The 21,666-nt window shown below is 39.6% G+C and carries 24 protein-coding genes; 7 read left to right on the forward strand and 17 right to left on the reverse strand.

Annotated elements, in window-relative coordinates; all coding sequences use genetic code 11:
* Positions 1-31 precede the first annotated feature (31 nt).
* The 7 genes from porD to FK004_RS19590 all read right to left on the reverse strand — a co-directional run bounded on the left by porD (position 32) and on the right by FK004_RS19590 (position 5,479).
* Entirely contained in the window at positions 32-922 is an 891-nt protein-coding gene (porD, locus tag FK004_RS15740) for a type IX secretion system protein PorD (RefSeq protein WP_108738112.1), read from the reverse strand.
* A complete protein-coding gene (gene coaBC / locus FK004_RS15745) occupies positions 910-2,121 on the reverse strand; it encodes a bifunctional phosphopantothenoylcysteine decarboxylase/phosphopantothenate--cysteine ligase CoaBC (protein ID WP_108738113.1) in 1,212 nt (403 codons plus the stop codon). The genes porD and coaBC overlap by 13 nt, the downstream gene beginning before the upstream one ends.
* Positions 2,122-2,133: 12 nt before the next feature.
* Positions 2,134-2,448 carry a DNA-directed RNA polymerase subunit omega gene (locus FK004_RS15750; protein ID WP_108738114.1) on the reverse strand — a complete coding sequence of 105 codons (315 nt, stop codon included), beginning with the start codon at positions 2,446-2,448 and terminating at the stop codon, positions 2,134-2,136.
* Between the two features lie 8 nt (positions 2,449-2,456).
* Positions 2,457-3,251 (reverse strand): outer membrane protein assembly factor BamD, encoded by a 795-nt coding sequence (locus FK004_RS15755; RefSeq protein ID WP_108738115.1) that lies wholly within the window; start codon positions 3,249-3,251, stop codon positions 2,457-2,459.
* A 163-nt stretch (positions 3,252-3,414) separates the two neighbouring features.
* Positions 3,415-3,921 (reverse strand): ferritin, encoded by a 507-nt coding sequence (locus tag FK004_RS15760; protein ID WP_108738116.1) that lies wholly within the window; start codon positions 3,919-3,921, stop codon positions 3,415-3,417.
* Positions 3,922-4,072: 151 nt separating this feature from the next.
* Positions 4,073-4,954, reverse strand: a complete 882-nt coding sequence (gene dapA / locus FK004_RS15765; RefSeq protein ID WP_108738117.1) for a 4-hydroxy-tetrahydrodipicolinate synthase — start codon at positions 4,952-4,954, stop codon at positions 4,073-4,075.
* Positions 4,955-4,960: 6 nt separating this feature from the next.
* Positions 4,961-5,479, reverse strand: coding sequence for a DUF6913 domain-containing protein (locus FK004_RS19590; RefSeq protein ID WP_262497655.1), 519 nt, complete (start codon positions 5,477-5,479; stop codon positions 4,961-4,963).
* Positions 5,480-5,527: 48 nt separating this feature from the next.
* Here FK004_RS19590 and FK004_RS15775 point away from each other — a divergent pair, with 48 nt between their 5' ends.
* Together FK004_RS15775 and FK004_RS15780 are read left to right on the forward strand one after the other, a co-directional pair.
* Entirely contained in the window at positions 5,528-6,307 is a 780-nt protein-coding gene (locus FK004_RS15775; protein ID WP_108738118.1) for a 5'-nucleotidase C-terminal domain-containing protein, read from the forward strand.
* A gap of 40 nt (positions 6,308-6,347) precedes the next feature.
* Complete coding sequence (locus tag FK004_RS15780; protein WP_108738119.1) at positions 6,348-7,262, forward strand: bifunctional metallophosphatase/5'-nucleotidase; 915 nt, start codon at positions 6,348-6,350, stop codon at positions 7,260-7,262.
* Between the two features lie 127 nt (positions 7,263-7,389).
* On the opposite strand, the gene ligA is transcribed toward FK004_RS15780, so the two are convergent.
* The 5 genes from ligA to rpsF form a co-directional block, all read right to left on the reverse strand.
* Complete coding sequence (gene ligA / locus FK004_RS15785) at positions 7,390-9,387, reverse strand: NAD-dependent DNA ligase LigA (protein ID WP_108738120.1); 1,998 nt, start codon at positions 9,385-9,387, stop codon at positions 7,390-7,392.
* A 72-nt stretch (positions 9,388-9,459) separates the two neighbouring features.
* Positions 9,460-9,933 (reverse strand): DUF6495 family protein, encoded by a 474-nt coding sequence (locus FK004_RS15790; protein ID WP_108738121.1) that lies wholly within the window; start codon positions 9,931-9,933, stop codon positions 9,460-9,462.
* A gap of 118 nt (positions 9,934-10,051) precedes the next feature.
* Positions 10,052-10,492 (reverse strand): 50S ribosomal protein L9, encoded by a 441-nt coding sequence (gene rplI / locus FK004_RS15795; RefSeq protein ID WP_108738122.1) that lies wholly within the window; start codon positions 10,490-10,492, stop codon positions 10,052-10,054.
* Positions 10,493-10,507: 15 nt separating this feature from the next.
* Positions 10,508-10,804, reverse strand: a complete 297-nt coding sequence (rpsR, locus tag FK004_RS15800) for a 30S ribosomal protein S18 (protein WP_020211613.1) — start codon at positions 10,802-10,804, stop codon at positions 10,508-10,510.
* Between the two features lie 5 nt (positions 10,805-10,809).
* Positions 10,810-11,151: a 30S ribosomal protein S6 gene (gene rpsF / locus FK004_RS15805; protein WP_108738877.1), complete on the reverse strand. Its 342-nt coding sequence runs from the start codon at positions 11,149-11,151 to the stop codon at positions 10,810-10,812.
* 167 nt (positions 11,152-11,318) lie between these two features.
* On the opposite strand from rpsF, the gene FK004_RS15810 reads away from it, so the two are divergent.
* Positions 11,319-12,014 carry a LytR/AlgR family response regulator transcription factor gene (locus FK004_RS15810; protein WP_108738123.1) on the forward strand — a complete coding sequence of 232 codons (696 nt, stop codon included), beginning with the start codon at positions 11,319-11,321 and terminating at the stop codon, positions 12,012-12,014.
* On the opposite strand, the gene priA is transcribed toward FK004_RS15810, so the two are convergent.
* The 4 genes from priA to nadC all read right to left on the reverse strand — a co-directional run bounded on the left by priA (position 12,011) and on the right by nadC (position 17,081).
* Positions 12,011-14,461, reverse strand: coding sequence for a replication restart helicase PriA (priA, locus tag FK004_RS15815; RefSeq protein WP_108738124.1), 2,451 nt, complete (start codon positions 14,459-14,461; stop codon positions 12,011-12,013). The genes FK004_RS15810 and priA overlap by 4 nt on opposite strands.
* A 339-nt stretch (positions 14,462-14,800) precedes the next feature.
* Positions 14,801-15,229 carry a DUF2147 domain-containing protein gene (locus FK004_RS15820; protein ID WP_108738125.1) on the reverse strand — a complete coding sequence of 143 codons (429 nt, stop codon included), beginning with the start codon at positions 15,227-15,229 and terminating at the stop codon, positions 14,801-14,803.
* 22 nt (positions 15,230-15,251) lie between these two features.
* Positions 15,252-16,178 (reverse strand): YihY/virulence factor BrkB family protein, encoded by a 927-nt coding sequence (locus tag FK004_RS15825; protein WP_108738126.1) that lies wholly within the window; start codon positions 16,176-16,178, stop codon positions 15,252-15,254.
* 42 nt (positions 16,179-16,220) lie between these two features.
* Complete coding sequence (gene nadC / locus FK004_RS15830; protein ID WP_108738127.1) at positions 16,221-17,081, reverse strand: carboxylating nicotinate-nucleotide diphosphorylase; 861 nt, start codon at positions 17,079-17,081, stop codon at positions 16,221-16,223.
* 469 nt (positions 17,082-17,550) lie between these two features.
* Here nadC and FK004_RS15835 point away from each other — a divergent pair, with 469 nt between their 5' ends.
* From FK004_RS15835 to FK004_RS15850, 4 genes are all read left to right on the forward strand, one after another.
* Positions 17,551-18,201 carry a hypothetical protein gene (locus FK004_RS15835; protein ID WP_108738128.1) on the forward strand — a complete coding sequence of 217 codons (651 nt, stop codon included), beginning with the start codon at positions 17,551-17,553 and terminating at the stop codon, positions 18,199-18,201.
* Between the two features lie 299 nt (positions 18,202-18,500).
* Entirely contained in the window at positions 18,501-18,833 is a 333-nt protein-coding gene (locus tag FK004_RS15840) for a DMT family transporter (protein ID WP_108738129.1), read from the forward strand.
* A 43-nt stretch (positions 18,834-18,876) separates the two neighbouring features.
* Positions 18,877-19,449: a GrpB family protein gene (locus tag FK004_RS15845; protein WP_157956134.1), complete on the forward strand. Its 573-nt coding sequence runs from the start codon at positions 18,877-18,879 to the stop codon at positions 19,447-19,449.
* Positions 19,450-19,464: 15 nt separating this feature from the next.
* The gene (locus tag FK004_RS15850) at positions 19,465-20,001 is read left to right on the forward strand and encodes a DUF4269 domain-containing protein (protein WP_108738131.1); all 537 of its coding nucleotides are present in this window, start codon (positions 19,465-19,467) and stop codon (positions 19,999-20,001) included.
* On the opposite strand, the gene FK004_RS15855 is transcribed toward FK004_RS15850, so the two are convergent.
* A complete protein-coding gene (locus FK004_RS15855; protein WP_227871623.1) occupies positions 19,998-21,506 on the reverse strand; it encodes an amino acid permease in 1,509 nt (502 codons plus the stop codon). The genes FK004_RS15850 and FK004_RS15855 overlap by 4 nt on opposite strands.
* Between the last annotated feature and the right edge of the window lie 160 nt (positions 21,507-21,666).

Below are 21,666 nucleotides of genomic sequence, written 5' to 3' on the forward strand. Positions count from 1 at the left end.
AATAAGACAGACCTATTAAAACAAATCAAAATCAGAACTTAATTTTTTCCCATTTAGCAGAATTTAAAGGAGAAATACGATTCAGATTGTCCAATAAATCGGTTACAGTAATTTTAGGGCCTCCGGAATAAATAGATACCAATTCATCTGACTTCGCATCAAAAAATACCCGGGTCAAAAAGGCATTTGGGCGAACATTATTTAATTTGCTCAGGGAACTAATAGCCACTTTTATTTTTTCTTTTGCAGTTGTCTGATTATCCCCCATCAAATCCAAACCTCCGGAATGATATTCGTATAGCGCTGCACGATAGGGAGCAAATGTATTCGAGAGTACATCTGAAATAAGGAAATAACGGTTTTGATTTCCATCGGACTGATTCCAGCCTTTATAACCGCTGGATTGGGCCACCGTCTGGATTGTTTTGGCCGCTTCATAATAAGGCGTTCCTCCTTCCGGAGCAAATGTATCGGCATCTATCCCAATAATCATATTGGCATAAAATGATACTACTGAAATCAGATTGGTATCAAAACTATTCGGATTGTAAAACAGATTTTCATATTCTACATACGTAAAATTAAAATCCTTATCATTATAATTGAATACCGGAGAGGAATACATGGAATTGAATACTGGCCGGGACGATTGTACCTGAATCGTTGCCACAAACTGATCTGAATTGTATTCCGAAATATTAATAAACATCGAGCAGTCTATCTTTTCATTTTGCTTGTATGTCTGACTCGTCCATTTTGTATTATTGACAAAATCAGATAAAGACCGTTCCAGGGTCTTGAATATTTTATTGTTTGCGTTGGTAATCCTGTCTGAGTTAATTTTAACGGAACAATTCAGTTCCTGTGCCTGCATCGAAATACCGGCAACCAATACGATCAAAAGACTTACTACTTTACGCATACTGTATTTATTATTTTATTTACTATATCTACCGCTACTGCTTCTTTTGATTTCAAAGGCATTGGCTCGATCACAAAATCCTTATCGATAAAGGTTACTTTATTCGTAGCTTTACCAAATCCGGCCCCTTCATCATTCAGCGAATTCAGAACAATCAAATCTAAGTTTTTTTTCCGGATTTTCAACTTCGCATTCTCAATTTCATTTTCTGTTTCCAGCGCAAATCCAACTAAAAACTGGCCGGATTTCTTTTGCCCTAAAGAAGCGAGGATGTCTTTGGTTTTTTCCAGTTCAATAACGAGATCATTTTCTGCTTTTTTAATTTTTTGGGCAGCAACCGTTTTGGGCTTGTAATCGGCTACTGCTGCCGCGGCAATCGCAACCGCAACCGTATCAAAATACAGATGGCAGGCATCGTACATTTCCTGAGCCGAAACGACCGGAATTACCGTCACATTAGCTTCCGCTTTAAGATGTGTAGGACCTGACACTAAAATCACATCAGCACCAAGGCCTGCTGCGACTTTTGCAAGGTCATACCCCATTTTCCCGGAAGAATGATTTCCTATAAAACGTACAGGATCTATCGCTTCGTATGTAGGTCCGGCGGTAATCAGTATTTTTTTTCCCGCTAATGGTAATTTACCTCTGATATCCGCTTCCAGAAAAGCTACAATATTTTCAGGTTCTGCCATCCTGCCTTCTCCCGAAAGTCCACTGGCAAGTTCTCCCGATTCTGCCGGAATTATAGTATTCCCATAGCTTTTCAGGTGTTCAAAATTAGCCAGTGTGGAAGGATGCTTGTACATATCCAAATCCATAGCCGGAGCAAAATAAACAGGGCATTTGGCAGAAAGATAGGTCGCTACGAGTAAATTATCGCAGTTCCCGGAAGTTAATTTAGAAAGTGTATTGGCTGTGGCCGGAGCGATTAACATCAGGTCGGCCCACAATGCTAATTCTACATGGTTGTTCCAGACAGCATTTTCGTCCTGTTCATCATAAAAGGCAGAATGCACCGGATTTTTTGAAAGTGTGGATAGCGTCAACGGAGTGACAAAATCCTTAGAAGCAGGTGTCATGATCACTTGGACATGTGCACCTGCTTTTAGTAAAAGTCGGACTAATGAAGCTGTCTTGTATGCAGCAATTCCACCAGAAACTCCCAGTATTATTTTTTTACCGCTTAAAACAGACATCGTTATTCTTTTTTATTTTGAATCCCTGTAATAGATTTTATCATCTAACCATTCCTGTACCGCTAATGCGTGTGGTTTTGGCAGTTTTTCATAAAATTTAGAAACTTCGATTTGTTCTTTATTTTCAAAAACTTCCTCGAGACTATCATTATAGGTAGCAAATTCTTCTAATTTCTCCGTCAATTCTTTTTTGATTTCAGAATTGATCTGGTTAGCTCTTTTAGCTATAATAGTTATAGCCTCATACACATTACCTGTTGGCTCTTCAATAGTGCTTTTATTGTAGGTAATTGTATTAACCGGAGCAGTAGTCTTTTTTAAATCCATGACTTATTTTATTTAGAAAATTTTTGTAATTCAGTTTCAATATCAGCTAACATTTTGTCGGCTTTCTCTTTGTAATCTGGGTTTTCGGTAGCTTTGTTTAACGAACCATAAATAGTTTTAGCCTCATTAAGCCTTTCTTCTTTCTTGGAAGGAATACTATTCATTGCTAATTTATAGGCAGAATCCAATTTATAGAACAAAGCAGGTTCTTTATATTTCGTCCCCGGGTAATCCAGGATAAAATTGTCCAATGCTTTAATCGCTGCTTTGTAATCTGAAATCGTATTATATTGCTTCGCGATCTCAAAATATTTTTTCTCTAACTTTTCATTCAATGCCTTAACCATAACATTCGCTTCTGGCAGGTATTCTGAATCCGGGTAATTATCAATAAAAACCTGTAACTTATCTAATGCTTTATAAGTATCTACCTGGTCCAATGAATAGACCGGTGAGATCTGTGCATAACTTTTAGCGCCTAAAAATGCAGCTTCCTCTCTCTTTTGCGATTTTGGATAAGCCGATGAGAAACTTTCAAACTGGTAACCGGAAAGATAATATTGTTTCGTCTTATAATACGACTGCGAAAACATATAAAATAACTTTTCCGCTTGTGGTTTCCCACGGTACGAAGGCGCTATTTGCTCAAAAAGGCGTATTGCCTTAGAATATTTTCCTTTTTCGTATAATTTTTCTGCAGTTGCATATTTAACAGCAACATCTTCTGATTTCAATGCTTTTTGGAATTCACTACAGGAACTTAAAGTGACCAACAGTAATAATAATGCTAGAAATTTATTCATTTTTGTCTTAAGGTTTCATTGATTACCAAGTCTCTACAGAACATGAAAAACCAACTGCAAATTTAGTTATTAATTAGAGATTACAAAACTTTTTTTTATCACTGGAAATAAACAAAAAAAGATGCCAAATTCATGACATCTTATAAACTGTTTTCGTCGGGATTTATTGTGTTACGTTTTGTCCGTTAAAATTCTTCATGTCATTATCAAACATGTATAACCCCCCTTTATCGTCACCGATTAAGTTGATTTTATCCAGGATTGTACGTGCCGATGCTTCCTCTTCAATTTGCTCTGCCACATACCATTGCAGGAAATTATGCGTCGCATAGTCTCTTTCCTCCAAACTGATATGAACCAGATTATTGATGCTTTGCGATACTTTTACTTCATGCTCATACAACTGCTTGAACAACGCCCGAAACGAAGAATAATCCAGTAACGGTTCTTCGGTAGCAGATATTTTTGCCTGGCCGCCACGTTGGTTTACATACTTTACCAGCTTCAGCATGTGCATACGTTCTTCGTCAGATTGTGCATACATAAAGGTAGCAATACCTTCAAATCCCTGAATTTCCGCCCAGGAGGCCATTGCTAAATATATTTGTGAAGAGTCAGACTCTACTTTTATCTGATTATTAATCGCTGCTTCTAAAGATACTGATAACATAGTTTTATATTTTCGGGTGGTTATTTTATAGGTATTATGGCAATCTCAAGTCCGTTCAGGAATGCACTACAATTATAGCAAAAAGACTTCAAATGCCAGCCTATTGCTGCTGAAATTGTATCCTGAAACCTTAAAAGGAATTTAATTTCGGCTAATTTATTATTTTCTTCACAAAGGCATCAATTCGGGATGCTAAATCTTCGTTAACATTTACTAAAGGCAATCGGACTGTGTTTTCCGATAGTTGTAATGATTTAAATATTTCTTTGATTCCTCCTGGATTTCCCTGTTCAAAAATCATATCAATACTGTCTGCAATTTTATAATGCAATGCATAGGCCTCATCTACCTTACGCTCCAGCCCCAAACGAATCATTTGAGAAAATTCTTTTGGAAAGCCTTCTCCGATTACTGAAATCACCCCGGAACCACCTGCCAAAACCATTGGAAGTGCCACCATATCATCTCCTGAAATTACCAGGAAATCTTTCGGTTTATCCTGTATCAGCCTCATGGCCTGTACAATATCTCCAGCCGCCTCTTTTATGGCAACGATATTCTTAAAATCATTTGCAAGACGCACTACTGTAGCAGGCAACATATTGCTTGCCGTCCTTCCGGGAACGTTATACAAGATAACCGGAACCGGCGAAGCTTCCGCTATAGCTTTGAAATGTTGGTAAATTCCTTCTTGTGTTGGTTTGTTATAATACGGTGAAACCGATAAAATAGCTGCAAAAGCAGACAGGTCACGTGTTTTTAATTCGGCTACAACTTCCATTGTATTATTGCCTCCCACTCCCAAAACTAAAGGTAATCGGCCTTTATTCGCTTCAATGATCGTTGCGATTACAGTTTCTTTTTCCTCTTTAGTCAACGTTGCAGGTTCTCCTGTAGTTCCCAGCACGACAAGATATTCTACACCGCCATCGATTACATAATTAACAATAGCCGCTAAAGCTGCTGTATCTACCGATAAATCTTTTTTAAATGGGGTTACAAGTGCAACTCCGGTACCAACTAATGATTGCATATGGGATTATATTTTATTAAGTATTTTTAGATATTTGAATAATTCCTCTGTAAAAACCTTATAATTCTCTACATTCGAATGAATCATAAAATGATTAAGCCGCTTATCAACAGTAGAGAATCCAACTTTAAAACGGGCTATTGAAGCATTGGTCACATATAGTAAAGGAGCTTTTTCCGTATCGTAATAACTGATTAGCATATCGAATTCCTGCGCTATAAAAGCCGCAACGGATTCGTTCTTATTTTTCCCCTTCCACCCAATGTCTTTTCTGGTGAATGTTGGGTACAAATACACGTCGCTTTTTCGTTTTTTCTCGCGATAGACCACAATCTGAACCTGATTCAGGGCAATTCCACGATCGGTTATCTTTTTAATCAAGGCTTCTTTTTCGATAAAATGTGTTTCATCAATCAGCAATCCAACAGTATGAATCTTACGATCAGCATGGTTAGGAACGGTATCGGATAAACTTTTCTTAACGTTTTTTTTTATCGAAAAGTTCTTCAGGAAATTTAAAAACATAGTACTTTTACTTGGAATACAAATTTAATCAAAATTAAGTCTTTACTAATGACAAATCTAATAAACTACAAAGTTTTTAAAAAACAATTTGTTATATTTTTAACTCTGGGCGTTCTTTTATCCTGCGCTCCAAAACACGAATACATTACCCGAATTGAGGGAAAAAAGATCGGGATCGACCAAAGCTATACTCCCGTAGATTCCATCGAAAAATTCATTCGCCCGTACCGGGAACATATTGAACAGGATCTTGACAATGTATTATCCTACGCCCCGGTTACCTTTGACAAATCAAAAGGAGAATGGCAAACCACAATAGGCAATCTACAATCGGATATTACCCTTGCCAAAGCCAATAAGGTATTCCAGCTAAGGGAACACAAATCTGTTGATATCTGCCTTTTGAATCATGGCGGAATCCGATCCACCATCCCTAAAGGGAATATCACCACCCGTACTGCTTTTGAAATTATGCCTTTTGAAAACAATCTCTTTGTCGTCGCACTCAAAGGAGCTCAAATCGCAGAAATGGTAGAATACCTGATTAAAGCTAAAACACCACACCCTTTATCCGGGATGAGTTTTGCAATCGACAAAAATAACCAGCCTAAAAATATCCTGGTACAGGGACAACCACTTGAACTCGAAAAAACCTATTATGTAGCCACTAATGATTATTTGTACAATGGTGGTGACAGCATGTTTTTTTTCAAAAAAGCCATCAAATCCTATGACCTGGATTATAAATTACGAAATGTACTCATTGATTATTTCAAAGAAACCGATACCCTACCAGTACCGACCAATGCCCGAATCATCAAAGAATAACACAAAAGGAAAGCGTATCCCGAATTAGAGAATCAAAGAAATGAAAAGAAGAAATTTTATACAGACCACTGCTGCAAGCTCTGCCTTATTAGTACTTCCCAGCTTACCGTTGATGAGTTTTAACCCATTGACCACAAAACACATAACCATACTCCACACGAACGACGTACACAGCCACATTGATCCTTTTCCAGCCAGTGACCCCAAAAGCCCCAATATGGGCGGCGTTGCCAGAAGAGCTACATTAATTGACAGCATTCGAAAAGATAATCCAAATGTACTATTACTTGATGCCGGAGACATTTTTCAGGGCACCCCATATTTCAACTATTATGGTGGTGAATTGGAATTCAAACTCATGAGTATGCTGCAATACGATTTGGCAACACTGGGTAATCATGATTTTGACAATGGACTGGAAGGGTTCTTAGCCCAATTGCCTCATGCTAAATTTGAATTTGTATCTGCAAATTATGATTTCTCCAATACCATATTACACGGCCATGTCAAACCGTATAAAACTTTTGTAAAAGACGGCATTAAAATTGGCGTTTTTGGACTTGGCGTTGAACTGAATGGGCTTGTCGATAAAAAAATGTATCAGGAAACCATTTACAGCGATCCAACAGAAACTGCTCAGGAAATGACCCGGATCCTAAAAAAAGACGAAAAATGCGACCTGATAATCTGCCTTTCTCACATTGGCTACCAATATAAAAATCAGCCAGATAAAATCTGTGACCTTAAACTTGCTGCCCAAACCAGGGATATCGATTTGATTATTGGAGGACATACCCACACTTTCCTGGAAAAACCAACAATTGTAAAAAACCTCGACAGTATTGACACATTAGTCAACCAAGTGGGCTGTTACGGCATCAATTTAGGTCGTATTGACTTCTACTTTGATGATGATAAATCCAAATCACATACCGGACGCACCATAGTTGTATAATGCTCATGGTCTTTTTCTGTCCAAAATAAAAACAGCCAAACTATCTTGTTTTAAGATGTTTGGCTGTTTTTATTATTACTGGTAAACTAAACAGTAACTCCCAAATAGTAGCTGTAAATTTTGAACATTAAGACTCAAGCATTTGAATGAAATCATTTTCTGAGATAATCGGGACATTGAGCTTTACTGCTTTTTCCAATTTTGCAGGCCCCATATTTTCTCCAGCTATCACATAATTGGTCTTTGCCGAAATAGAGCTCCCGACCTTTCCACCATTATCTTCAATTGCATTTTTAAGCTCATCTCTTGAATAAACAGAAAAAACACCGGACACTACAAAAGTTTTTCCTGCAAATTTATCACTGGCATTTTCTTTTTGTTGTGCCATTTCCAATTGCACCCCATACTCTTTCAATCGCTGTATAAGTAATTGATTTTCGGCATTCTCAAAGAAATCCACTACACTCTGAGCGATTCGTTCCCCAATTTCATCCACCAGGATCAGGTCCATCAGCGTGGCTTTGGCGAGGTTATCAATACTCTTATAATGACGGGCCAGTTTTTTGGCTACGGTTTCTCCAACATATCGAATCCCCAAAGCAAACAATACACTTTCGAATGGGATTTGCTTCGACTTTTCAATTCCGTTGATCAAATTCTCAGCCGATTTCTGAGCCATACGCTCTAAAGGAATCACCTGGTCGATTGTAAGTTCGTATAAATCAGCATAATTCTGAATCAGGCCATTATTAAACAACAATGCGACGGTCTCTCCTCCCAGCCCTTCAATATCCATAGCTTTTCGGGAAATATAATGCTGGATCCGGCCTATAATCTGTGGCGGACAACCATAAAAGTTAGGACAATAATGTTGTGCCTCCCCTTCTTTTCGCACCAAAGCTGTCTGGCATTCCGGGCAATTCGTAATGTATACTGTCGGCAGAAGGTCTAAAGATCGTTGTGTAAAGTCAACACCAATAATCTTTGGAATAATTTCGCCGCCTTTCTCTACAAAAACAGTATCTCCCACGCGGATATCTAATTTTTCTATCTGGTCAGCATTGTGAAGCGAAGCCCGTTTTACAATGGTTCCTGCTAATTGTACTGGCTGAAGGTTAGCCACAGGCGTAATAGCACCAGTTCTACCCACCTGATAGGAAATAGCATCTAATTTTGTAGACACCTGCTCTGCTTTGAATTTGTAGGCTATCGCCCAACGTGGAGATTTCGACGTAAACCCAAGCTCTTCCTGCAGATGAAGATCATTGACCTTAATCACAACACCATCGGTTTCATACGGCAGGTCATGGCGGTGAACATCCCAATAGTCAATGAAATCAAAAATACCCTGCATATCTTTCACCAACTTTGTTTCTTTGGGAGCTTTAAAACCAAAACTCCGTGCTTTTTCCAAACTTTCAAAATGGGTTGCAAAACGGACATCATTACCTAAAAAAGTATACAAAAGACAATCAAGCGGTCGTTTTGCCACTTCGGCACTATCCTGCAGTTTAAGGCTTCCGGAAGCAGTATTTCGGGGATTGGAATAGGGAGTTTCACCAATTTCTATCAGTTCCTGATTCATTTTAGCAAACCCCTCCAACGGCAATATGATTTCACCACGGATTTCAAAACTGTCCGGATAATCGCCTTTTAGCTGTAATGGAATGGAACGTATTGTCTTTATATTATTCGTCACATCATCACCCTGAAAACCATCACCACGTGTTACTGCACGTTTCAATTTGCCATTTTCATACGTAATGCTAATCGAGGCACCATCATACTTTAGCTCACAGACATATTCCAAAGCAACATCCCCCAGATTCTTCTGGAGTCGTTTTTCCCAATCCAGCAGGTCTTCTTTGGAATACGAATTATCAAGGGAATACATTCGGGTTTTATGGGGAACTGTTTCAAAATTTTTAGTGATTGCACCGCCCACACGCTGTGTTGGAGAATTAGCATCAAAAAACTCCGGATACTGCTCCTCAAGCCCCTGAAGCTCTTTCAGTTTGATATCAAAATCATAATCCGAAATTGTGGGCATATCCAGTACATAATAATTATAATTATGGAGGTTGAGTTCCTCCCGTAAAGACTGGATTTTATTTTGAATTTCCATAAAAAAAACGGTTACTTTAGTACTTGAAAAAGTGCACTAAAATAACCATTTTTTACTAAAATCAACCGCTTTTTAAGAGCGAATTATCGTATCAATCTGTTGGTATAACTGCCCATCACTTAAAAAGGCGCCCTGCATAATGATATCAAAAATCGCCTGGTTGCGGTCAGGTCCAAATTCTTTTTTACCCACTTGCATTTCAACCGTTTCTGTGAACATATTATCACTCAGCCATTGCAATCCTTCCTTACTTAGAAAATCGGTTTCCGGCATCAGGCTTTTCAGTACTATAGAATGCATCGCATCTTCGGTACAGTAAAAAAGGAAAATAATATTTTTTGAAAAATGCTCCAGGTAGGCTGCTTTTGTCAGTACGCCTTCCCAGATCAAATCTGAAAACACATCCAGTTCCTGTTCTGCTACTTCCGGTTTTTCTATTTTTATCTTATCCCATTCCGCTTTATCAATAGCTTGTGTAGCCAGGAAATTGATAAATTCAGGATGCAGTTCATCAAACTGCTCTTTTGTCAAACGTGTATATTTCATGGTATGCGTTTTTTATACTTTTAGGGCTTCCCGTGCTACAGGAAGATTCTTTAATTTTAAAAATCAAAAAAAAACCTCCTCGAATGAGAAGGTTTTAGTATAATGATGTTGGGAAATATTATTTCTCAGCAATGATTTCGTAAGATAATTCTACGATTACATCTCTGTGAAGTCTAACGTTAGCAGTATATTTACCGACACGTTTAACGATTCCACTTGTGATGAATTTTCTGTCGATAGGCTGTCCTGCTTTTTCCAAAGCTTCAGCGATATCAGCATTAGTTACTGAACCGAAAAGTTTTTCACCACCTGCTTTTGCAGAAATTTTAATTTCAATAGCTTTAATTTTTTCCGCTAATTTTTTAGCATCTTCAACAATTTTAGCTTCTTTGAAAGCTCTTTGTTTTAGATTTTCAGCCAATACTTTTTTAGCTGAAGGAGTTGCTAAATGAGCAACACCCTGAGGGATTAAAAAGTTACGTCCGTAACCGTTTTTCACGGTAACAACATCATCTTTAAAACCTAAATTCTGTACGTCTTGTCTTAATATAAGTTCCATAATTCTGCCTCTTTATTATTTTAGTAAATCAGCCACATATGGCATTAGTGCTAAGTGACGCGCTCTTTTCACAGCTACAGACACTTTTCTTTGGTATTTCAAAGATGTTCCAGTTAAACGACGTGGAAGGATCTTCCCTTGTTCGTTAACGAATTTCAATAAGAAATCAGGATCTTTGTAATCTACATATTTAATACCTGACTTTTTGAAACGACAATACTTTTTAGTTTTGTTAGTTTCAATATTTAAAGGCGTAAGATATCTGATATCTCCGTCTTTTTTTCCTTTTGCTGATTGTTCTATCGTTGACATAATAATTACGCTTTAGATGCTTTTAATTTAGTTCTTCTTCTTTCAGCCCATGAGATAGCATGTTTATCTAAACTTACAGTAAGAAAACGCATCACTCTCTCATCACGTCTGAATTCAGTTTCAAAAGCAATAAGTACTTCAGGAGCTACTTTGAATTCGAATAAATGGTAAAAACCACTTTTCTTGTTCTGAATTTCGTAAGCCATTTTTTTCAGGCCCCAATCTTCTTTGGATACCATCTCTGCTCCTTTAGTCGTAAGAAAATCTTCGAATTTGCTTACTGTTTCCTTTACCTGTTGTTCAGATAAAACGGGATTCAAGATGAAAACAGTTTCATAATGATTCATAATAATCAATTTATTTGTTAAAAATATGGGTGCAAAAGTAATCATTAATTTTTAATTTCCAAGCCCTACTATAGCCTTTTATTAAAATTTAATACTTTCCCCGGGAGTTTATAGGTTGTTATTAATTTTTTTATCTACATTTAGGACGATAAATTGATTAGACGCTTATGAAACTGAACTGCATTGTCGTTGATGATAGCACCATCCAGAGAATGATTGTAACCAAATTGGTAAACGGCCATCCTAACCTTAATCTTGTAGGAGAATTCTCTAACGCCGTAGACACCCGAAACTGTCTCGCACAGAAATCTGCCGATCTTATTTTCTTAGATATTGAGATGCCTGTTATTAATGGATTTGACCTTTTGGACGGGTTAAAAGTCAAACCCCAGATTATTTTTATTACTGTCAAGGCCGAATATGCACTCAAAGCTTTTGATTATGACGCTACTGACTACCTTCATAAGCCCATTTCAAAGGACCGCTTTAATGCTGCCGTAAAAAGAGCCATTGACCTGCAGATCCTCAAAAAGGAAAACACTGATGAAGATGGGGATCATATTTTTATAAAAAGCAACCTTAAAAAATTAAAAATCTTTACCGTACGGATAAAGTGGATCGAAGCCTATGGCGATTATGTAAAAGTAGTTACTGATGACGAAAACCACCTGGTCCTTTCCACGATGAAGGCTTTTGAAGGCGACCTGCCTAAGGATAAATTTATCCGTGTGCATAAATCTTTTATTGTCAACATTGACAAGGTGGAGAAATTCAACAGCAAATATGTGGAGATCGGGATCAACAAAATACCATTAAGCCGTAACAAAAAGGAAACGCTGGCAAAAGCCCTTCATTCGGATTAATAAAAATCTACATTTATGGCTGTTTTTACAGCGCGGTACTGTGGCACGGATTCAAAACTATGCAATATTTTACGTAAGGTATTTTTAACCCCTCCGATAGGCTGATCCTGTGGTATTTTAATCAGGATGGTTCTGATGTATTCATTTCGTATCCTGCTGATTGGTGGTTCCTCCGGCCCAAGTACCGGCAAGTCAAAGGTTTGATCCAGGACTTTGTACAGCCACATCGCCCCTTCTTTTAATTTATCAAAATCGCGGTGTTTCAGTGTTATTTTCACAAGCCTGAAATAGGGTGGATAATAATAAATTTTCCGTTCATACACCTGTTCTTTAAACATTCCAAAATAATCCCCTTCGGTCACCTGCCGGATGGTATTATGATTGGGGTTATAGGTTTGTATAATCACACGGCCTCTTTTTTCGGAGCGCCCTGCCCTGCCCGCCACCTGCGTCATCATTTGGTAACTTCGTTCCAGTGCCCTGAAGTCGGGATGGTACAGCATATTATCGGCATTCATGATCCCTACCAATGAGACATTATCAAAGTCAAGCCCTTTGGCCAGCATCTGCGTTCCAACGAGCACATCAATTTCCCTATTTTTAAAACTGTCGATAATCTTTTCATAGCCATACTTGCCACGCGTTGTATCCTGGTCCATCCTGCCAATCCTGCGTTCCGGGAACAGGCCTTTCAATTCCAGCTCTACCTGCTCCGTACCGAAACCTTTGGTCATCAGATCGATGCCGGAACAATGGTGGCAATTCGTCGGTTTTGCCATAGAATATCCGCAATAATGGCAACGCAACTGATTTTTGTGTTTATGAAAGGTCAGGCTGACATCACATTGCGGGCATTCCGGAACATGTCCGCAGGTCATGCATTCCATAACAGGCGAATAGCCCCTTCGGTTTTGAAACAATATCACCTGCTCTCCGCGCATCAGCGCTTCTGCGATCGCCTGAACAAGCGCATCACTAAAATGGCCAGTCATTTTTTTCCGGAAATAACAATCCTTGAGGTCTACCAGTTCAATTTCCGGCATCATGACTTTACCGAATCTTTCGGTAATTTCCACCAATCCAAATTTCGCCGTTTTGGCGTTAAAATAGGTTTCAATACTGGGCGTCGCAGAGCCCAATAACACTTTTGCCCCAAAATAACCTGCCAGTACGATTGCTGCATCACGGGCATGGTAGCGCGGAGCCGGATCCTGCTGTTTGAACGTCTGCTCATGCTCTTCATCCACAATGACCAACCCAAGGTTCGAAAAAGGCAAGAACAAGGCAGAACGGGCACCAATAACAATTTTTGCCTTATCCGATTGCTGCAATACCTGATTCCAGACCTCAACGCGTTCATTATTACTGTATTTGGAATGGTATACTGCAACCTGGTTCCCGAAATAAAACTGTAACCGTTGTACCAATTGTGTCGTCAGGGCTATTTCAGGCAGCAGGTACATTACTTGCTTCCCCTGATTGATATATTCTTCAATCTGGCGAATGTAAATCTCCGTTTTACCGCTCGCTGTCACACCGTGCAAAAGACAGACTTCTTTGCTTTCAAAAGCGTCATTGATACCGTCAAAAGCTTTTTGCTGTGCATCACTGAGTGACGGTCGGGTATCGTTCATTTCTCCGGTATACACCACACGGTCTTCCTGCAGGTAGTACTGCTCCATAACTCCTTTGTCAATCAGCGCTTTCACTCCGGCTACCGAAGCTCCGGAAGCTTCTACAAGCTGATTTACGGTAATGGGCTTTTTTTCACGGGCACTTAACTGAAAAAAGCTCAACAGAATTTCTTTTTGCTTTCGGGCATTTTTCAGCAATTCCAACAATGCTGCCAATGCCTCATCGGTATGATGATTGGGATGGATGCGAACATACCGGGTCAGTTTGGGCTTATAAACTTCCTGTACCTCTTCCTGAAGAATAAGGATACCTTTATCAATTAGCTTCTGGATGACCGGAAAAATGTTCTTCCGGTTCAAGATATCCATGATATCTTTGATCTTAAGGGCACTTTGCTGTTGCAGAGCCTCATAGATCAGGAATTCATCATCGGTAAATGTTGCACTGTCTGCAAATACGTCCTGCTTTTGAGAAATAATCGTTTCGCTTTCCAGCAATAAGGCCGAAGGCATAGCGCCGCGGTAGACATCCCCGATCGCACACATATAATACGAAGCGATCCATTGCCAGTGCCGAAGCTGGTATTCGCTTACCACAGGCTCTTCATCTAAAATCTGATGAATTTCTTTGGCCTCATACAGCTCAGGCTTCTTTGAATGGATATCGATTACAAGTCCGGTGTAAATCTTGCTTTTCCCGAAAGGCACCGTAACCCTCATTCCTTTTTGGATGTACTGGGATTCAGCTTCCGTGATGGAATATGTAAAGGTTTTATCCAGGGAAAGGGGTAATACGATTTCGGCGAAAAACATGGTTATTTTTTTATTTAAATGCAGGAAAGTGGCTTTTTCCGGATTCCTGAAAATGCCTCTTTTATTGCACTACAAATATAGTATTTTGTTGCTCAAATCCCACATGCATTCTACGGGGAAGCTGTATTTCCATAGGAGACAACTCTTACTGTTCCCTCATCCCTTCCCTTTGATTTCCCATAGCCCCGACAGACGGGGTATCTTTTACAGTCCCTGCTTTTGGACTGTAAAAAAATACAACCAGATGGCGGGAACTGCCTCAAAAACGAAGCCCTTTCCTTTTGCTCCAAAAAAAAACACCTCATTGCTGAAGTGTTTTTATACTTGTTAACTGCTGTATTATTTAACCCTGGACCAGGTTTGTGTTCTTCCTAATAATGAAATCCCCACATATCCGCGGACATTCAGTTTATCTTTACCATCGAGTGAAATCGTACATTTGTATAATTTCCCTTTTTGCGGATCTAAAATTTTACCATTGGTATATTCGTCTCCTTTTTTCTCTAATCCTTTGATAATAGTCAGTCCTAAAATAGGCTTGTCTTTATCGGTACCAGTACAATTCTGGCATTTGGATGCTTTTTTCTCCGGATTTAATATCTCTACAACTTTCCCGTAGATCTTACCGTCTTTCTCTGTAATCTCGACAATGGATTTGGCGTCGCCGGTTTCATCATCAATTGTTTTCCATTTTCCTGTTACCTGCGCCTGTGCGGAACAAATTCCTGCCACCGCGATGAATAGGAGTGTCAAAAAGTGATTTTTCATCATTGTAAGGGTTTTAGTTTTGCTAAATATATAAATTTTTTCTTTTTAATTTATGAATTGTGGCATTTAATTCGAATCCTAATAACAAAATAACACAATTCAACCAGATGTAAATCATCAAAACAAGAAGCGTACCAATAGATCCGTACAACTCATTATAACGGGAAAAACGCAGCACATAAATTCCGAAAAAGTAGGATGAAATAATAATCAATATCGTCGTGAATATGGAGCCAATACTGATAAAAGCATTCCTGGAATATTCTTTGGAACCAAATTTAAACACAATGGAAGTCGTCACCAAAATCATAAGCATCACAAAGATGTAACGTCCCCAAACGACCAGATAGACTTTATCCAGCAGCGCATAATCAGCTTGCAGTTTTTGAATCAGCACCTCAAATATTACAATTGCCGCTACTGTAAAAATCAGGATGAGTGACAGTACCACGCCCATACCCAAAGCTACAGCATATTGCCTGAAAAAATTACGCTTTTCAATGACATGATAGGAATTCTGGAATCCTCCTAATATTGCATTCACCCCATTGGCCATTAATATAATCGACAGCAAAATCCCCGAAGACAAAAGGCTCTTGTAGCTCTTCTTCATGATATCCTCAATAATAACCGAAATCGCATCAAATGTATTGGGCGGAACGCTATCGGCTACAAATTGTAAAAAATCCTCCCGGAATCCTTTAATCGGGATATAGGGAATGAGGTTTAAGATAAAAAGGGCAAAGGGGAACAGTGCCATAAAAAAACTGAAGGCAATAGCTGCTGCACGAAACGAAAAAGCACCTTTGGCAATACCGATTCCATACAGTTCCAGTATATCATAAAGTGCCAGCCCCCCGAGGCTCCTGAACTTTACCTTTTTGGCTTTTCGGGCCAGCGTGCGGAGTACGGGTATTTTTTCAATTTGTGCTTCTATTTCCTGTGACATAGTTTGTTTTTATACGGCTATTACCACCGTAGTACCTTTCATTTATTCGATGGCTTTCAGGCTTAAATCCATATTATATACGGAATGTGTCAATGCCCCGGATGAAATATAATTAACCCCACATTCTGCATAGTGGCGTATGGTCGCTTCGTTGATGTTACCGGAAGATTCTGTGGTACTTTGATCGCCAATGAGAGCCACCGCTTCCCGGGTCATAGCATAATCGAAATTATCGAGTAAGATGCGGAATACCCCACCACTTTTCAATATTTCGTCTACCTCATCCAGGTTCCGGGCTTCAACAATGATTTTCAGGTCCAGATTGTTTTCTTTAAGGTACGTTTTGGTTTTGGCAATGGCATTGGTAATCCCACCGGCAAAATCATTATGATTATCCTTTAGCATGACCATGTCATACAGTGCAAAACGATGGTTTTCACCACCACCAATACGTACGGCCCACTTTTCAATGGCGCGGATCCCCGGTGTTGTTTTTCGGGTGTCCAAAATACCGGTTCCGGTGCCTTCCAGCAAATCGACATAGGATTTGGTTTTGGTGGCAATCGCACTCATGCGCTGCATGGCATTGAGCACCAACCGTTCCGATTTCAATATGGATTGTGAGCTGCCCGATACATGAAAAACAACATCGCCATATTTAACGGCTGTACCGTCCTGGATGAATGTTTCCACCACCAGGGCAGGGTCAACATAGGCAAAAATCATTTTGGCAAATTCGACTCCGGCGATGATGCCCTGGTCTTTTACCAGTAATTTGGCTTTTCCCTGTGCTGTTGCCGGGATACAAGCTAATGAGCTGTGGTCTCCACTACCAACGTCTTCGCGGATTCCGTTGGCTATAATTAATTCGAGTTCCTTTTGGAATTGTGCTTCTGATATCATGAATGTCTATTATGATGCTAAAATAGGATATATTTTTGAAACCTGCTCTTATCAAAATCTTAATGCGCCCCTACCCTCATAATTTATTCTGTGAATAACGAGACCTACTGGATTGGTTTCGGGAGGTGTGTATTGCGCTTCTATAGGTGTGGAATTCATTTCTATAGGTATGCTTTGACTTTCTATAGGTGCGGATTTAATTTCTATAGGTCTATTTTAAACTTCGGGAGGTGTGTATCAATATTCTATAGGCGTGCTTTAAACTTAGGCAGGTATGCGTAAATATCCTATAGGTGCGGAATTCATTTCGGGAGGCGTGTATACATATTCTATAGGTGTACACAAACAGGCTATCCATAGATTCCAATATTCTTTTTTTATTTACTATACCACTTCACAAAAAACAAATACATTTACCGGAATTTAACTTCTTTAAAAACAATCCGATAAAACAACTAATCCCTTCCCAATGCTTAAAAAATTACTAGTACTGTTACTCCTGCTCCCTTTGTCTGTTTTTGCAAAATTCTATCAGGGTACTATTACGCTTACCAACGGAACCGTTCGACAGGGCTATATCAAACTTCCAACAGAACCAACGGACTCCAAGATAAAATTCCGTGCGGAGGAAAAAGGTAAAAACGAAAAATACAAAATTAATGAAGTACGAGAATTTGAAATCATCAATGATGATAAAGAAACCATACGCTTTACAACTATCTATCTTGGGAGTCCAAGGCTATTTAACCACTCTGAATTCAAAATAGAAAAAAAGAAATCCTGGGTCAGTATTGTTAAAGAAGGTGGGATCGCCTTATATGGTGCACATTATGCTCCCCGCGCCGGATCTGGTATGCATCCCGGAACCAGTAGTAGCCCCGGAGGTGTTGTATTTTACATCCAAAGACCAGGAGAGACACATGCCCTTTATTTATACACTATTGAAAATTTCAGTTTTACGATCGCGATCAATTCCTTCAAAGAACTGCGAAAAATAATAAAATTATATTTTGATAAAATTTGCCCCAATTTAGAAAGCCTGATTACAAAAGCGGATTTTAAAGAAAATGGCCTTTCCTATATTGTCAATTTATATGATGAGAATTGCGGGAAGGAGTAGCTTTTACTATTTTTTCCTTATCGACAGCACTCTTAATTCCTTTTCATTGCTATGTTTTTTCAAGGCAATTGAACCCCAAAAGCATTATTTGTAATCAGGATTTATATCATTATTCTAGTTGTATACTGCTGTAACATTCAGGTGACTTTACGACTTATACCATACCGCACCGAAATCGATTACCTACGATCTGCCACTTTTGAATTTGATGCAATAAAAGGCACCATGCAGATGCAACAGGATGGAAAAGTTTATAATTTACACGATAATGGAATTGGAACACCTTTAAGAATCAACCTATGAAAAGTTACCTGTTTTTGTTTTTAGCGATTATTTTTGAAATTATTGCTATTACAGCCCTGAAATATTCCGAGCAATTTTCGAAAGTCATACCTTCCATCATTACTGTCCTCGGCTATGCTGTGGCTTTTTATTGCCTGAGCATTACCTTAAAAACGGTTCCGGTAGGAATTGCTTATGCGATATGGTCGGGTGTGGGAATTGTAATGATTACCCTGATCGGTATTGTTGCCTTTAAGCAGATTCCTGATCTTCCGGCAATCCTGGGACTATTACTCATCATTGCTGGTGTAATTATTGTAAATGTATTTTCTAAAACTGCAGGACACTAAACCTGTATATCCTGAAACCTGTATCACTATTAATTCTTTTATCATGTCAAAATCACTGAACGAACTTACTAAAGAAGAGATTGCGCAATTATTTCCGGTTGTTTTAAGCCCTTATGATACGCGTTGGCCGGAACTTTTTGAATTGGAAAAGTGCATCATACTGGAGACACTGGAAAATACGGCTTTGCGAATTGAGCATTTCGGGAGTACTGCCATCCCCGGGCTTACCGCTAAAGACACCATCGACTTACTAATAGAAATTCCAGAAGATGAAAGCCTGCATGCCGATATCATTGAAAAAATGAAGCCGTTAGGTTATGAATTCATGTGGCAAACGGATGCCAATCCACCCTATATGGTATTTGCCAAAGGCTATAATACCGCTAAAAAAGAACAGACCTACCATATCCACATGGGCCCGGGAAATCATTCGCTCTGGGATCGTTTGTATTTCAGGGACTACCTTAGAGAGAACCCGGATCATGCTACTGCATATGAAACCCTAAAATTACAATTGGCAAAACAATATGAGTTTGACCGCGTAGGCTATCGGATTGCCAAAACTGAATTTGTCACCCGTATCACTGCACAGGCCAAAGCATATTATACTACCTGAATTTCATTATCATCTATGATCGATTTTACGACGCTCTGTTATCTGGAAACAGGCAATCTACGCCAGCAAAAAGCTTTTCGTGTATTGACCGATCATACGATACTGGATTGCATATCCGATTTCGATCCGTTACTCGTTGGCACTATTCCCATTGCTATCGACCTGCCGTCCAGTGACCTGGATATCATCTGCTGCTGGACGGACAAAATTGCGTTCCGGAATGTGCTGATTGCTGCTTTTAGCCATCACGAAAAATTTAGGGCTACTGAAACGATTATTGCCGAGATACCAACTGTATTGTGTCATTTTATACTGGACAGTTTCGAGATTGAAATCTTTGGGCAACCACTTCCCACACGGAAACAGTCGGGATACCGCCACATGCTCATTGAACACCGACTGCTCGAACAAAAAGGATCTGGTTTCAGACAGCAGGTTGTGGCCTTAAAAGCAAAAGGCCATAAAACCGAACCTGCATTTGCCTTGCTCCTGGGGCTTCTCGGAGACCCATACGCTGCACTCTTAGAATATTCGTTTCCGGAAAGCCCTTAAAGACTTTCTTCTTCGGATTTTCCTTTTTTAAGCTTTTTGCGTAGTACGCTGTTTTTCTTTCCGTAGACATAATAAATCAGCAAGCCAATAGCGAGCCATACAAAAAGGCGCAACCAGGTTTCCCAACGCATAAAAACCATCATTCCCAGGCAGGTCAGTATACCCAAAATCGGAATTAACGGCACCCACGGCACTCTAAAAGGCCTTGGTGTATCGGGATTGGTTTTTCGGAGGATCAGTATCCCCACACAAACCATCAAAAACGCGAGTAATGTTCCGATACTGGTCATTTCTCCCACGACATGAATGGGGAGAAAAGCGGCAAACAGCGAGATAAAGGCACAAAGCAGGACATTGGATTTCCAGGGTGTCCTGAATTTGGGATGCACTTCTGAAAATACCTTAGGCAATAAACCATCCTTACTGATGGAATAAAACATACGGGATTGTGCCATGAGGTCAATCAATATTACAGAAGTATAACCGATTAATATGGCGAGTATAATGGCCTGGCTCAACCAGGCATAAGGCGTTTTTTCTATTGCAATTGCCACTGGTGCACCGCTTCCGGCGAATTCTTTATAATTGGCCAACCCGGTCATCACATGTCCGAATAATCCAAAAAGTATCGTACAAACGATCAGGGATCCTAAAATTCCAATCGGTAAATCCCTTGATGGTTTTTTGGTTTCCTGTGCAGAAGCTGCTACTGCATCAAAGCCGATAAAGACAAAAAATACCAATCCGGCACCACGTAATATCCCACTCCATCCATAATGCCCAAATTCACCTGTATTTTCAGGAATATAAGGCTGATAATTCGCAGGATCGATGTAATTCCATCCCAGGGCTATAAACACCAGCACTACGCCTACTTTTAAGAATACGATAAAAGCATTGACCATCGCCGATCCCTTGGTACCCCGGATCAGGATCAGGGACATCAGCACAACGATTAGTGCTCCTGGTATATTAACCCAGCCACTTACTACAGAGCCATCGGCCAGTGTAGCAGACTCAAAAGGGGAAAGTGTAAGCTGCGGGGGCAGGTAAATGTGCATGGAACTTAAAAACCGGGTCAGGTATTGGGACCAGCTAATGGCTACCGTAGCACAGCCTACAGAATACTCCAAAACAAGATCCCAGCCTACAATCCAGGCAAAGAGTTCGCCCATAGTGGCATAAGAATAAGTATATGCACTTCCGGAAACCGGAATCATAGAGGCAAATTCAGCATAACATAAAGCCGCGAATCCGCAGCCCAAAGCGGCAATTAAAAAGGAGATGGTAACGGCAGGCCCGGAGTATTCCGCTGCAGCCAATCCGGTAATGGAAAATAAACCGGCACCGAGGGTCAGTCCAACACCAATCAGGATCAGATGCATGGGGCCCAATGTCCTTTTTAGGGAATTCGCGTTGGTCTCATTAGCTTCTATGGTAATCTGTTCTATCGATTTCTTCAGCATGGCTCTTCTTAAGTTTGGATGCAAAATTATGAAATACATGCGCTGTTTGTGCTACGTGCTGAATTTCTGCGGATTATTAGCCGAAAAACGATGTTTTTTTTCGTAATCGTAATTTATTGCGCTTTTCCTATCTTATTTTTCAGCATCGCTTTTACGTTTCGTCAGAAATGTCGTATTCACTGTAATTCCGGAGGTTGTG

Source organism: Flavobacterium kingsejongi (genome assembly GCF_003076475.1).
Taxonomy (GTDB): domain Bacteria; phylum Bacteroidota; class Bacteroidia; order Flavobacteriales; family Flavobacteriaceae; genus Flavobacterium; species Flavobacterium kingsejongi.